This window comes from Gillisia marina, assembly GCF_000258765.1.
Classification (GTDB): Bacteria; Bacteroidota; Bacteroidia; order Flavobacteriales; family Flavobacteriaceae; genus Gillisia; species Gillisia marina.
Window position 1 is genome coordinate 1 of sequence record NZ_AJLT01000031.1, and the last position, 15829, is coordinate 15829.

General features: G+C 35.5%; 6 protein-coding genes and 2 pseudogenes. 2 read left to right on the forward strand and 6 right to left on the reverse strand.

Annotated features, from left to right (window positions below; all coding sequences use genetic code 11):
* The 4 genes and pseudogenes from ON07_RS09025 to era all read right to left on the reverse strand — a co-directional run.
* Positions 1–2009, reverse strand: a pseudogene (locus tag ON07_RS09025) (hypothetical protein); the annotation flags it as partial.
* A gap of 218 nt (positions 2010–2227) precedes the next feature.
* The gene (locus ON07_RS09030) at positions 2228–4975 is read right to left on the reverse strand and encodes an HYR domain-containing protein (RefSeq protein ID WP_010230322.1); all 2748 of its coding nucleotides are present in this window, start codon (positions 4973–4975) and stop codon (positions 2228–2230) included.
* Positions 4976–4998: 23 nt separating this feature from the next.
* Positions 4999–6423, reverse strand: a complete 1425-nt coding sequence (locus ON07_RS09035) for an olfactomedin domain-containing protein (RefSeq protein WP_010230323.1) — start codon at positions 6421–6423, stop codon at positions 4999–5001.
* A 564-nt stretch (positions 6424–6987) separates the two neighbouring features.
* The gene (gene era, locus ON07_RS09040) at positions 6988–7872 is read right to left on the reverse strand and encodes a GTPase Era (RefSeq protein ID WP_010230324.1); all 885 of its coding nucleotides are present in this window, start codon (positions 7870–7872) and stop codon (positions 6988–6990) included.
* A gap of 711 nt (positions 7873–8583) precedes the next feature.
* On the opposite strand from era, the pseudogene ON07_RS15070 reads away from it, so the two are divergent.
* Positions 8584–10123: pseudogene (locus tag ON07_RS15070) on the forward strand (SulP family inorganic anion transporter).
* Positions 10124–10259: 136 nt separating this feature from the next.
* Positions 10260–11687: a hypothetical protein gene (locus ON07_RS09050; RefSeq protein WP_010230326.1), complete on the forward strand. Its 1428-nt coding sequence runs from the start codon at positions 10260–10262 to the stop codon at positions 11685–11687.
* Positions 11688–11690: 3 nt separating this feature from the next.
* Here the strand turns inward: ON07_RS09050 and ON07_RS09055 are convergent, their stop codons facing one another.
* Both ON07_RS09055 and ON07_RS09060 read right to left on the reverse strand, forming a co-directional pair.
* Positions 11691–13172, reverse strand: a complete 1482-nt coding sequence (locus tag ON07_RS09055) for an ATP-binding protein (RefSeq protein ID WP_010230327.1) — start codon at positions 13170–13172, stop codon at positions 11691–11693.
* A gap of 1 nt (position 13173) precedes the next feature.
* Entirely contained in the window at positions 13174–15696 is a 2523-nt protein-coding gene (locus tag ON07_RS09060; RefSeq protein WP_010230328.1) for a ligand-binding sensor domain-containing protein, read from the reverse strand.
* Between the last annotated feature and the right edge of the window lie 133 nt (positions 15697–15829).

Sequence of the window (15829 nt, forward strand, 5' to 3'; positions counted from 1 at the left end):
TTTACATCTTCAAAGCTCCAGGTAATTACCGTAAGTCCTTGCGCTGTAATTGGGAAAGTCACATCGTTTGAAACACTCACCACACCACCACAATTATCGGTAGCGGTTGGAATAGTAACATCTGCTTCTACTACTTCGCATTCAGCAGTGATCTCAGGGAAAGTTGCAGTGGAAGGAATTGGTTTGATGGAATCTTCTACGGTTACAATTGAAGTCGTAGTAGACTCATTTCCGTTAACATCAGTAACCGTTAAAGTAACTGTGTTGTCTCCAATTTCAGCACATGTGAAACTATCTGGTGATACGCTCATAGAAGCTATTCCACAAGCATCAAAAGAATTGTTATCTATATCCTCTGCAGTGATAGTTGCAGTTCCGTTCTCATCTAACTGAACGGTGATGTCTTGCGCAATTGTTACCGGAGCCACATTGTCTTCTACAGTTACTGTTGAAGTCGTAGTCGACTCATTTCCATTGGTATCGATCACCGTCAAAGTAACCGTGTTGTCTCCAACATTTGAACAATCAAAGTCCGTTTTGCTTAGACTCAGGCTTGCAATCTCACAATTGTCAAAAGAACCATTATTCACCGCTTCTGCAGTAGTAGAAGCAGTTCCATTCTCATCTAAGAAAATAGTCACTTCTTGAGCGATGGCTGTTGGATTCGTATTATCAACAACTATCACATTAGCTTCAGTTGTAGAAACGTTGTCATTAACATCTGTAACCGTCAAGATAACCGTGTTGTCTCCAACATTAGAACAATCAAAGTCCGTTTTGCTCAGGCTCAGGCTTGCAATCTCACAATTGTCAAAAGAACCATTATTCACCGCTTCTGCAGTTGTAGAAGCAGTTCCATTCTCATCTAAGAAAATAGTCACTTCTTGAGCGATGGCTGTTGGATTCGTATTATCTACAACTATCACATTAGCTTCAGTTGTAGAAACGTTGTCATTAACATCAGTAACCGTCAAGGTAACCGTGTTGTCTCCAACATTTGAACAATCAAAGTCCGTTTTGCTTAGGCTTAGGCTTGCAATCTCACAATTGTCAAAAGAACCATTATTCACCGCTTCTGCAGTAGTAGAAGCAGTTCCATTCTCATCTAAGAAAATAGTCACTTCCTGAGCGATGGCTGTTGGATTCGTATTATCTACAACTGTAACTTTTGAAGTAGCTGTAGATTTATTTCCGTTGGTATCAGTCACTGCTAAAGTTACCAATACTTGATTACTACTAGTACCATTATAACTCATCATAGCATTTACAACGACTGGACCTGGAATTCCATTTGGTCCTATTAAAGTAGCTTCTCCAGTGGCAACATTTAATTTATAAATATTTCCTCTAGCTGGATTTTGACCGCCTCCTCCATATAGATTTCCCTCAGTATCAAAGTGAATACTACCTAAACTAACACCACAATTACCAATAATTGTAGCCTGTCCAGTAATTAGATCGATAGAATATAATTCTGTTATACCGCCTCCACCACGAACACCATACATTTTATTAGAAATGGCATCATAGGCCATTCCATTCATCCATAACCCATTTGAATCATCATGACTTCCTATGGTTGTCATTTCAGCAGTATCTGGATTTATAGTTAAGAGTTCCCCTGAAAGAATTCCCGAACCATATAAAACTCCATTTACAAATTCTAATGAGGCAGGAACATCATTTGTTTCAAAGGAATTAAGAACTTCCAAAGTTTCCGGGTCGAATTCAAAAAACTCAAAACATCCATTAGGGGATTGAGCAAAAGCTCTTCCATTTTGTTCATTAAATGCAATTGCATTAACTCCACGCCCACAAGCTCCATTAAGCGAACCTAAAATGTTAGCAGCACCGGTTAAAACATCTACCTCATAAAAATTACCATTATTATCTGCGGCAATTAATGTGAAATCAGATTGACTATTCCCAATGTCCTCACATGTAAATTCTGTTTTGTCCAGACTTAAGGTAACTACTCCACAAGCATCGGAAGAACCATTGTCGATCATTGCTGGGGTAATTGTTGCTACCCCATTTTCATTTAATTGAACAGTGATATCTTTAGCTATGGCCGTAGGAGCGATATTGTCTTCTATAGTTACTGATGCGGTTGCGTTAGATTTGTTTCCACTTCCATCGGTTACGGTTAAAATAATACTATTTACCCCTACATCTTCACAAGAAAATTCTGTTTGACTAACAGTAAATATTATGTTTTCCGGACCTCCTAGCTAGCATACTCCATGCCTTTATAATAATTAGGAGCAGTGTCTCCTAATTGTGTGGAGAATCCAGTTGTCGTCATTGTTACAAATTCTTGGTCAAGATTAGCTAAAATAAATTCACCATTACCCAAGTATTGTGCTCCAAGAATTTCGTCTGTCAAATATCCAGATACCGGTATTGAAGTTATTACTAATGTTACAGGATCAATACTTTCGAATGCAAAATTAGAATCTCTTCCAGACCAGTGATATATAAGCCCGTCATCCGGATTAAAAGCAATAGCTTCACCATCACTTCCAGCTCCTAACCCTGTTAAGTAGGTAATTGCACCTGTACTAGGATTTATAGAAAATAATGATTCTGATGTAGAAGATCCATCCCCTGTTACTCCGAAAAGATTTCCAACAGAATCGAAAGTAATGCTTGCAAAATTTTCAGAAAAATTACTTCCAATAATAGTAGCAACACCTGTAAGCGGGTCTAATGTAGCTAATCTTCTTCCGCCGCCAGATGGTTTTACAACAATGTAAACTTCATTATTTATAGGACTTCTATCCATACCGTTTAATCCATTTACCGGATTTCCCCCAACAGTTATAGAAATTGGAGGACTAACTGACGCATATGTAGACGGATCCAAATAATTTAAAAACTCATCATATGGAGATCCAGCTATCAATACCAGTGATCCACCAGAACAATTATCTGTACTCCCACCATCTAAATCACTGGCTTGTATACTAACATTGCCATCTTCATCTAATTCTAATATTATATCTTGAGCAATTGCTGTAGGAGCAATATTATCTTCTACAGTTACTGTTGAAGTGGTAGAAGATATATTGTCGTTATTATCAATAACCGTTAAAGTAACTGTATTGGCACCAACATCTGCACATGTGAAGCTGCTTGGTGAAACACTTATGGACTTAATTCCACAATTATCATTAGATCCATTATTTATCTCTACTGCTGTAATAGTTGCAGTACCATTTGCATCAAGCGCTATTGTTAAGTCTTGAGCGATTGCTTCCGGTAACACCTTGTCCTCTACTGTAATTGTAAAAGAACATGTCTCGGTAAAAGTACCATCTGTAGTAGTGAATTCTACAAAGTTTTCTCCCACAGGGAAGTTACTTCCACTAGGTAAACCTGCTGTTTGAGTGGTTTCTACCACACAATTATCCACCACGATTGGAGGGTTTGAAAAAGTTACTCTTGCTGTACAAGTTCCAGGATCTGTATCTGTTACTATACTATTAGGACATGTGATTTGAGGAGCTTCTGCATCCTTTACAGTAACATCAAAACTACAAGCAGATTTATTACCACTGGAATCTGTTGCTTCAAAAGTATTAGTTGTTGTCCCTACTGGGAATTCACTTCCGCTTGGCAAACCTGCAGTTTGAACTATTGAAATAGAAAAATCTAAAATTTTAAATCCGTTCCATTTTCCACCATTATAAATCCAAGCCAGTCCATTTTCATAACTAAAATTGAAATCGTTTGATGATATTCCTATTGAACTTGTTCCTTGAAACTCTCCTTCTAGATTATATAAATGAACAGAATCCGTAGATTTATCAAAAAGTGCATATTCAAGCCTCTCTACACCTGTGTAACCTATGGAATATAATGCATAATTCGTGCTTTCTGGAGTAGCTGATAAAGTTATAGTTCCAAGGGTTGTTCCGGTGGTTCTATCTACTCGAGTTATTCTTCCTGAATTATAATAAACAATTTCATTAGTATCATAATTAAAATCTCCATTAGATTGCCTATTCGGTTGATTTGCAGGTAAAAGACTAGTTACCGTACCATCCGGACAATCTCCGTCCAAATTTGTAACAATAATTCCTCCGCTACTAAAACCATTTCCTTCAGATTGATTTGTAAATGGGTTCCACCAACTTCCTCTATAATCAAATCCTGCAGTGGTGGTGCTTATAAATGCTCCAGTAGTGCCATCATAACAACTTATTGAAAAATTTTGGTTACCAGCGTTTACGCTATAATATCTAACTAATCCAGGATTATAACTTATTGCAGAAGGAATACCACTTGCACTAGATACAGATTCAAGTTGTAATGTTGAAATACCTGATGTAAGAATACCCAAATTATTATTACAATTATCTGTTACTGTTGGAATCTCATAATTAACCACCGCTCCACATATTCCGGGATCATTATTTTGTGTAATACTTGCAGGACAAGTTATTTGAGGGGCTTCTGTATCTTTTACAATTATATCGAAAGAACAGGTGGCCGTTTTTCCAGCGGCATCTGTGGTAACAAAGGTGTTAGTAGTAGTTCCTACAGGGAACAATTCCCCGGAAGCAAGTCCCGCTGTTTGCACTGTAGTTACACCACTACAGTTATCTGTACCTAATGGAGTTTCATAATTTACAATAGCTCCACAGTTCCCAGTATCATTATCTTGTGTAATATTTGCAGGACAAGCAATCACTGGGTCTTCGATGTCTATAACTGTAATATCAAAACTTATTCTAGTAGTAATTCCAGATCCATTAGTAACTTCATAGATATTTGTAGTTGTCCCAACTGGAAATAATGATCCAGAAGGAATCCCATCAATCAACGTTACTGTTGCACCAGAGCAATCATCTGAACCTGTGGGCTCTGGAATATTTACTATTGTTCCACATTCTCCAGATGAACTATTAGCAGTTAAACTATTAGGATATGAAGCTGATTCTCCTACCAGAAGTACAGCAATAGAGGCCAAAGGATTAGTCGGAATAGCTGCATTTACACAGCTGAATTCCCAAGATCCGGTTCTCGTAATATAATATATCCCAGGAGTGTTGGTGCTGTAAAACTAAATGAGTGATTCGCAGAGGTATTTCCATTATCACTAAACAAACATTGAGCTGGTAAAATACCTCCCGCAATTCCAATGTAATGCTGTGTTATGCATCCAGGACATGAATCTCCATTATTAACTGTCGATCTATTAAAACTAATATTTACACTCGAGCCAGGAGTCACTGTAGCGACATTGGATCCACTTCCTGCAAGATTAATATTATTAAGGGTTGTAGTTCGACCTAAAAGAGTGAAAACGTTAGGATTGGATGGTACAATAAATTCAGCAGTAGGTGCCGAAGCATCTTTAATAGTTACTGTAGCGGTTGCAGTAGATTTATTATTGCTTGCATCGGTTACAGTTAAAATCACCTCATTCGGTCCTACATTTGAACAATCAAAAGTGTCCTTATCTAAACTTAAAACAACATCACTACATGTATCGTTAGAGCCAAAATCTACTTCATTAGGGTTAATAATTACCTCTCCATTATTATCTAACTCAACTGTGATATCCTGTGCTACTGCAAAAGGTGGATCTGTATCATCTGCGCAAGGGCCTGAAGCATCATAGGTAAAGAGTCTGGCATTATTCCAAACATATATTAAACCCTCTTTATGATTATATTGAGCGCTAGTCATATATGATGACGCTCCTAAAACCCATGGGATTGCTGCTGGAGCACCTGTAGAAGTATTGGTATCATACGTATAATTTATAGTTTGACTTGGATTATTAAATGAGTCTATACAATAAACCACCCCATCAATAATAAATGCATCCCCCATTTGATTTTTAGGTTCAGAATTTGTGTTCCAAGTAGATGTTGGAAGAAGCGTTGAAGGATCTAATTTACTAACTACTAATTTTCCAGAATTAGCAGCGGTAGAATAAAGCACCCATAAGCCATTTTCATCTACAGCAAAGTCGAAGAAGGAACCACCACCCCATTGATAAGGATAATTACCCGCATTTATTATAGGGGCCTCCATAACAATAGTCCTAGTTGCTAAATTGTATTTAACTATGTTAAAGGATCCCGCCTTATTGTAATATAAGTTACCTCCATAAACAACATGACCTGTACCCAAAAACCGAGTAGGCAAGTTGTAGGTAGTACGAATGTTATTAGAAGTTAAATCTCCAATAGATGCATATTCATATACATTATCATCTTGATTAGAAGGGATCACCCAAATTAAACCTGCCCCATTGGTTTCTAAAGGGTCTGAAACCCAACTACCTTGCGTGGGAAAATAATTTCTGATAAAGGTAGGATTGGTTCCGTTAATTTGTGCATTTAAATTACTGCTAAAAAACAGCAAGAAAAAAATACAGGAGATTTTTAAAAAGTAGTTTTGTTTCATGAGAAATGGGTTAGGCGAAATTTGTAATTAAAGAATTGGAATATATGCCCGTAAAAAGAACCTTAGAAAAAGGATTTTTCTTACTGGAAGAATTAAATGATGAAAAAATAGTTTTTGGGAATCGACTTAGATAAGTCTCGAATGATATAAAATGTTTAGAAAAGGTTCTCTCTGCCTTTAAACGATTATTGATATGCTTAATTACTTTATTGAATTTGGCAGCTGTCATTACTCTGGGGGAATAAATATTAAAACATTAATTTCCACCACTCAAAATGATGATAATTTATGTTTTAACTTAAAATTATTATAAATTATTGACAAATATATGTTAAAGCAAGTTAGTAGATGAGTAAAGAGTCAGGGGAAAATTCCCTTTTTTTTGTAGGAAGAAAAATATTAACACTCTGATTTTCACTAATAAAAGCTAATACTTGTAGGAATTAAATCCTACAAGTATTAGCTGAAAAGCGAATTTATTCGCCAAAATGCGTTATTAATAAAAATAAAAGCCTCAATAGTTTAAATTATTGAGGCTTTTTTTTTATATGTTGTAATTCATAATTACTTCTTATTATACCCGAATCTCTTAAGTTGCTTAGAATCGTTACGCCAATTCTTATTCACTTTAACATACAACTCTAAGTGTACTTGTTTACCGAAGAATTTTTCCAAATCTTTACGGGCCTCTACTCCTACTCTTTTAAGCGCAGTTCCCTTATGACCAATAATAATTCCTTTTTGAGTTTCGCGCTCTACCATGATGATACTACGCATTCTAATAATTTCTTCATCTTCAAAAAACTCCTCAGTATCTATTTCTACAGAATAAGGGATTTCCTTTTTGTAATGCATTAAGATCTTCTCACGAATGATCTCGTTCACAAAGAAACGTTCTGGTTTATCTGTTAAAGTATCTTTCGGATAAAAGGCAGGAGATTCCGGAAGCAATTCTACTACACGATTAAAAACCTGCGCCACATTAAATCCTTGGAGGGCAGAAATAGGATATATTTCAGCATTTGGAACTTTTTCACTCCAGTGTGCAACTTGTTCTTCTAGTACGCCCTGGTTGGAAATATCTATCTTATTAAGCAATAATAAAACCGGAATGGTGGCATTTGTAATTTTTCTAAAAAAAGCTTCATCCTTTAATTCCTGCTCGCCAATCTCAACCATATAGATAAGAATATCTGCATCTTCAAAAGCAGACTTTACAAAATCCATCATAGATTGTTGTAAATCATATGCTGGTTTAATAATTCCAGGAGTATCACTTAAGATCGCCTGAAAATCTTCGCCATTAACAATCCCCAAAATACGGTGTCTGGTAGTTTGTGCTTTAGAAGTGATAATGGATAATCTTTCACCTACAAAAGCATTCATTAAGGTGGATTTACCAACGTTTGGATTTCCAATAATATTTACAAAACCGGCTTTATGTGCCATAAGAAAGAATTTTGGCAAAGATATTTCATTTAATAAGCCATTCCTAACTTTTTATAGGATTCTAACTTTTGGGGAATTTTTCAAAAAAATGTCATTTTAAATGAAGCAAAGCTTAATGAAGAATCTCAAAACAATTACATTAAAGAATTCTTTCCCGATAATTATAGGGCCGCTCGAAGTGATATATCAAATGAAATATTTGTGCATTCGTGGCAATCAAAATTGCATCTAGCAAGCATCTCGGATATACAAATTCACATAACTAAGATCCTTCGACAGGCTCAGGATGACATCCAGACTATTGGAAATTGTAAGTGTATAGAGATCAAAAATTATAATACACCAGCAGTTTGTTAAAAAAAGAGATCCCTCCCTATGTCGAGATGACAAAAAAACATCTTTCTGAATGAGGAAAGCGTAATGAAGAATCTCGAAGTATTCAATTCTTCATAATAAAGACATCTCTCCCAATAATTTTCGGGACGCTCGATGTGATAAAAAGAATACCGTATAAAATAGATAAGAAAAACCCAACACTGTAGATTTAAAATAGCTTTCCAAGTAGGTTTCAAATTAAAATCGATATTTTTGCACGCTCTTAGGTGTTTTTTGAGCTAAGCTTTTAATTTTAAAGTGATTAGTTGAAATCCAAAGAAAAAAAAATTAAAATATTCAATTAGCACAACTTGCTTATAGTTTTAGACATATTTAATGACAAAAATTTTTAACCTTTTCGATTTTTCGCAAAAAGTAAATTACAAGACCGAGGTTCTTGCTGGCTTGACTGTCGCAATGACTATGATCCCGGAATCATTATCCTTTGCTATCCTAGCCGGATTCCCACCATTAATGGGTTTATACGCCTCTTTTATTGCAGGATTGGTTACTGCAATATTTGGTGGAAGGCCGGGAATGATCTCCGGAGGAGCCGGAGCAACGGTTATTGTACTAATCGCTTTAATGAATTCTGATGGCTTGGAATATGTATTGGCAGCGGTTGCCTTAGCCGGAGTATTTCAAATTTTAGTCGGGGTTTTTAAATTAGGAAAATTTATAAGATTGGTACCTCATCCTGTAATGTTCGGTTTCGTAAATGGATTGGCGATCATCATATTTATGTCGCAATTAGATCAGTTTAAAACTGTAATAAATGGCGATATTGCTTGGCTTTCCGGAAGTCCTTTATACATTATGGCCGGGTTAGTAGCCTTAACCATTGCAATTGTTGTGTTGTTGCCTAAAGTAACAAAAGCGGTTCCTTCATCCTTAGTTGCAATTATTGTAATATTTATATTGGTATATTTTTTAGGAATAGACACAAAAACAGTAGAAGACATTGCCTCTGTTAGTGGTGGTTTTCCTCCTTTTCATATCCCTGAGATTCCTATTAATTGGGAAACCTTAAAATTGATCGCACCATATTCTATGATCATGGCTGCAGTAGGTTTAACCGAAGGCTTACTAACTTTAAATTTAGTAGATGAAATCACAGAAACTAAGGGAAATGGAAATAGAGAATGTATTGCCCAAGGAAGTTCTAATATTTTAAATGGTTTTTTCTTTGGAATGGGAGGTTGCCCAATGATTGCTCAAACTTTAGTGAACCTATCAGCTGGTTCGAGAGCACGTTTGGCAGGGATTATTGCTTCTCTAACAATTCTTGTAATTATTTTATTTGGAGCTCCAATTATCGAGCAATTGCCTATGGCTGCACTCGTAGGGGTTATGATTATGGTTGCCATTGGGACGTTTGAATGGGCTAGTTTCAAGATCATCAACCGAGTACCTAAAAAAGATATTTTCCTTGTTATAGTTGTTGCTGCAATCACAGTGATCCTTCATAATTTAGCATTAGCTGTTTTAGTTGGGGTAATTCTTTCTGCCTTATTTTTTGCTTGGGAAAGTGCTAAAAGGATTAGAGCAAGAAAATATATTGATGAGAATGGAGTAAAACATTATGAAATCTATGGCCCGTTATTTTTTGCCTCTACTACTGCATTTATTGAAAAATTTGATGTGGCAAACGATCCGGATGAAGTAATAATAGATTTTAAGGATTGTCGCGTTTCTGATATGTCGGCAATTGAAGCCTTAAATGTAGTAACTCAACGTTATCATAAAGCCGGAAAAAAAAGTACATTTAAGACATTTAAGCAAGGATTGTATTCTACTTTTAAAAAATGCGGAAGCAATTATCGACGTTAATATTATAGAAGATCCAAGCTATAAAGTAGCAGTAGACAAGGTCTAAATACCTGATATTATATTTAAAAAGTCTCTTGAATTAATTTTTGAGAGACTTTTTAATGTTAAACCCATCTTTAAAACCATCGCTTAAGAGCTAGAATATTCTTAAATTTAGATTGCCAATTCTAAATTTAAAATATATGCCTGTTAGCGTTAAAGGTGATAAAGAGCTCGAAAGCACGCTTTCTATAGAGAACAAATGTCTCCGGATAAATTTAAACGAAAATATCTATGGTACTTTCGCTGAAATTGGGGCGGGCCAAGAAACGGTGCGTAATTTTTTTAGAGTTGGGGATGCTTCGGGTACTATTGCTAAGACAATAAGTGCTTACGACAAGGATTTTAGTGATGCGATCTATGGGATTGAAGATGACCGCAGATATGTTACTGAAAGTCGCTTGAAAAGCATTCTTTCCTACGAAACTGGTCTTATTGAAGGCAGAATCTCCAGAGAAAAGCATCCGGACAAACTTTTCTTTAGCTATGCAAATACCGTAACCACTATAGACTTTGCTAAAAAATACAAAGGGCATGGTTGGATGGGTATTCGGTTTCAAACGCAACCGGAAGAGGAATATAGCGAGATCATTTTGCACGTACAGTTTCATGAAACCTTGGCTGTACTTCAGCAAATAACTATTGGAACGATGGGAGTGAATTTAATTCACGGCGCTTATTATCTACATGACGATCCAAAAAATCTGCTAATCCATCTTTATGATCAGTTGGATAAAGACCAGATTGAAATTGATACCATTAATTTTACCGGTCCTGTATTTGAAAATGTAGATAACAGGCTAATAAGTTTGCAATTGGTTAAAAACGGAATGACAGATGCCGTAATGTTTGCACCAGATGGGCACAATGTACTTCCTGCGAATGTTCTTTACAAACGCAATATTCTAACCCTTCGTGGTAGTTTTAGGCCGGTAACTAAGGTGAATATGAGCATGTATGAAAAATCGTTGAAGCTTTTCCTAAATGAAAAGAAGGTAGACGAGCAAAAAGCAGTGGTAATCTTTGAAATGACATTATCAAATCTACGCGCAGAGGGCGAAATAGATGAAAAGGATTTTATGGATAGGGCCAAATTACTTGGCGCGCTCGGTCAAACGGTAATGATTTCCAACTTTCAAGAATATTATAAAGTAGTGGAATACTTTGCACAACATACCTCAGAACGTATGGGCCTTACTATGGGAGTTAACACTTTTATAGAAATTTTTGATGAAAAATATTATAGGCATCTTAGCGGGGGAATTTTGGAAGCATTCGGAAAATTATTTTTCAAGGATTTAAAGGTTTATTTGTATCCTCTTAAAAATCCGGAGACAGGTGAAATAACGAATAGTGAAAACTTGAAAGTGCATCCAAGAATGAAAGAACTTTACAAGTTTTTTAAGGACAATGGCAAAGTTGTAGACATCACCGATTACGATCCTTCCATACTAGATATTAATTCCAGAGAGGTTTATCAAATGATTTTAGATGGTAAATCCGGCTGGGAACATATGTTGCCGGAAAATACCACCAAAATCATTAAGGAGAAAAATTTATTTCGAGAATAACACCTATTCCGTTGGTTTATTCTTTTCCATAATTGTTCCAGGCATAATTCCAAAATGCTTTTTAAAGCACGAAAAGAAAATATCTTTATTCTGAAAACCAGCTTGTCTGGCAACTTCTGAAAGATCTGACTCTCCATTATCAATAAGCGATTTGGCATATACTAATTTTGTTTTAGTAATAAAATCAAGCGGGGTAAGTCCGTTTAGTTTTTTCAATTTTAAATAGAAAGAATTACTAGACATTCCTATTGCACTGCTTAAATCTTCTACCGTAAAACTGCTATCATGAATATTTTGCATGATAAGCGCTTCCAAATTGGCGATAAATTTATCGTCCAAACCACCTTTGAGCAAATTACTATTGCGCTCACTTAGTTTTGTGTTAACAAATGGCTGAGAATCTGAAGCATTCAATTTCTCTCCAAGATTTCTCAACAAGTCATCTAGATGTACGGGTTTTGAGATTAATTGAAGGGATGCGGATAGATTTTCAGAAGGGATTTGTGCACGATCTTCATCAGAAATCATAACAAACACAGGGATATTTTGCAAATCTTCATTTTCTTGAATAGCATTAAAAAGTGTCATCCCATCCATTCCCGGCATATCAAAGTCGGTTAGAATAGCATTTGGAATTATTCTACTAGCAATCTCATAGGCCTCTAGACCGTTTTTGGCATCGAACACTTCTCCAAGTTTCTTAAAAGACTGAACAAACACTTTTCTAAGTTCATCATTATCTTCTACAATTAAAATCCTAATTTCTTCTGTAGTGATCTCATTTTTAAATGTTATCTCCTTCGGAACAATTTCCTCAACACCAAGTTTTTCTTCAACTTTAATTGACTTAGGAGTTCTAATTATTTTTAATTCCGGCTCATTTTTGAGTACTATTTTCTCTATCTGTTCTTCCTGTATAACTTCAGTTTTAGAAGCCTCATTTATCTCGTTTTTAATATGATTTTTAAGGATCAACGTAAAGGTAGTGCCTTGATTTTTACTACTCTCAAAAACTATAGTGCCACCCAATTTATCTATAAAGTCTTTTACATATAATAAGTTAATATGCTCAGAATTTTCGGCCACAACCCCACTTCGGGTACTTCTATAGTATTCCTTAATCACCTTTTGATCTCCTCTTGGCAATCCCAAACCATTATCTGCCACCTGTATCTTAAGGTCTCCATTATTCGTACTAATTAGGTTGATGATTATTTTACCTTCATCAAAAGAATATTTAATAGCACTAGAAATTAGGTTGAAAAAAATCTTATTTAAATTATCGGCATCATAATAAAAGAATTCCTGATTCCACTGATTGTTTACTATGATTTCCAATTCCTTTTGACGCAATAGCGGGTTGAAATCTTTTACCAGTTCTTCAAAATAATTATTCAATGAAATTTTAGAAATTACTGGAGTAGCATTTACTTTTCTGAATTTAGAAGGTTGAAAGTTTAAAATAGGCTCCAGTAATTCTTTCAATCTATTTACAGTATTTTTTTAATCTATGTTTTGTTTTAGAATCTTCCTCAGCAATTGTATCTAATGATGTCAACAAAATAGTAAGCGGAGTCCCAATCTCCTGATATAAGCCACTATAAAATTTAGACCTCGCAGCCTTATTTTCTTTCTTTTTATGAATTCTGAATAGATAAAATGGAATTCCAATAAGTGCGAGCAATAAAATTCCGTAGAGTAAATAAGCTCCTGTAGATGCCCACCAAGGTGACGCGATATCCATAGAAACTTCTTTCACTGCACTCCATGGTCCATTTGCTTTTTTAGCTCTCACTAAGAAAGTGTAATTGCCGGGAGCGAGATTGGCATAATTCGCTTCATTTTGAATACTTGGCTCAGACCAGCCTGAATCTAATCCTTCCAACTTCCATGAATAAGCCAATTGAGAATAATCTCCGGGAGTCATTCCATAGAATTTTATGTGAAAAGAGTTCTGATCTGTCTCTAATTTCAATTTCTTTCCAGAATTAAAATTTGCCAAAGATTTTGTTCCGTCTTCTTTAGATCTAACCTTTAAAGATCCGAACAAAATATTTGGAACGGTTTCGGGTTTGCTTTTTAATTTATTTGGATTAAAAACACTTACCCCTTTTAAGGTTCCAAATGCTAATTTGTTATCTAATTGCGCAAAACTCCCTCTCGTAAAAACGGCACTTAGCAAGCCGTCATCTTTATCGAAAACCCGAATCGTAGGTTCATCTTCAATCACAAAATTCACAAGGCCCTTGTTGGTTCCAGCCCAAACTTCATTTCTACCATAAATCAGTAAACCTTGAATTCTATTGGAAGGCAATCCCGATTTCAAATTTATAACCTTTACCGAGCCGGCATCGGGATCGTAAACCACAATCCCTGCACCTTCTGTCGCCAAAACTATTTCTCCGGCTAATGTTTCACTAATCGAATTGATATTGAAATATGGAAGATTTTTGGTGTTAGGATCTAGTTTTTTGATTGGTTGAAACGTATTTGCTCCTGTATGGATATTAAATACTCCATTTTTACCAGCTGCTAAGATATCTCCGTTGGCCAATTGAGCCATCGCGCTAACTCCTCGCAGCGAAAAACTTTTAATCTCGTTATTTGGGCTAATTCGAGTTAGATTTCCGTCTTCTCCCCCAGCCCAGACGTTTTTATTTATATCTACCAACAAGGCGTTCACTTTTTGAAGCCCTGTTTTATTTAAAGCATCTGTAGAATATTGCGCTCTCAAAAACGTATTGATATTGATCTTATAAACACCGTCATTAAAAGTTGCCACCCACATATGCATATCGTCTGCCTGAAGATCACGAATAATATCCGGAATATTGCTTTGGTATTTAAATGAAAGGTTTTTTAGATGCTGCCAAGAATCTGAACTTCTGTTCCACACACTCAATCCTTGGCGCGTTCCAAACCAAACATTCCCATTTTTGTCTTCTTCTATGGCAGTAGTAAAATTATCGGCAAGACTGCTATACTTTTTAGGATCGTGACGCAAAAATTCGAAATTATTCTGCTTTAAGTTGATGGAGTTTATCTGTCCGGATTCCGTAGAAACCCAAAGTGTATTGTATTTATCCAAAAACAAACCATTCAAGCTATTATCAGACAAGGATAAATTATTGTTTTCTTGCTGCAAATAATGAGAAGCTAGTTTTAAATTTTTATTCAAGATCAATAATCCATCCCCCTTAGAAGCCAAATAAACATTTCCAGCCTTATCTAGAGAAATATCTGCAATAGGCACTTTTTGGGTTGAATATGGAAGGCTGTATATTTTTTCCGGATTGCTAAAATTGTTATCGGTTTTATAAAGTCCGTTTTCTTGTGTTCCAATCAAGTAATATTCTCCGGTAAAGAGGATACTTCGAATATTAAAATCTTTATAGCTTAAAAGTGGGATCTTTTTATACTGCCCGCTATTCTTGTTTAAGCTGAACAATCCTTTTGAAGTTCCAAATACTATTCTACCATTCACTGGAGCTAGGTCGTTCACAGATTGTTTGGAAGGAAATGGGGAAATAAGTACTAATAGATTTCTAGTGTAGTTCCATATCCCACTATTAGAACCTACCCAAATTTTGCCGAATTCATCTTCTGCAATCTGCTGCACGTTCGTTTTTGTATTGGCTCTTTCTGAAGGGATAATAACAAACGTATTTTTCTCAGGATTAAAACGATAAAGACCATTTTCTGTACCAGTCCAAATACGATTTTGGGAATCTATGAAAAGTGTATTAATCTTCCCGATATTGTCTGGCATGCCTTTAAACTGCGAATAAAATTCTGAAAAGAAGGAATTATAGCGCTGCACATGATCGTCTGAAGCAATCCAAAGATTACCAATGCTATCTTGTTGAATTTCATTTATCTGCTGAAAACTACCGTTCACTTCGGTAAGTTTTTCAATTCCTGGTACTTCCTGCGCAATACATTCACTTAGCATATTCCCCAATAAAATAAGTGAACCGGCAAGAAATATTTTCAATTTAGAATGCCCCAAATCTTAAATATTTTATGTTGTTAATACCAACAATTTAATGATAAGACTAGATATAAATACTTGTTTAGAAGAGAATTAAAATCGATTTATCAAAAGGTTATTAACCATCCTAATTAAGATTCTAGTACTTTTT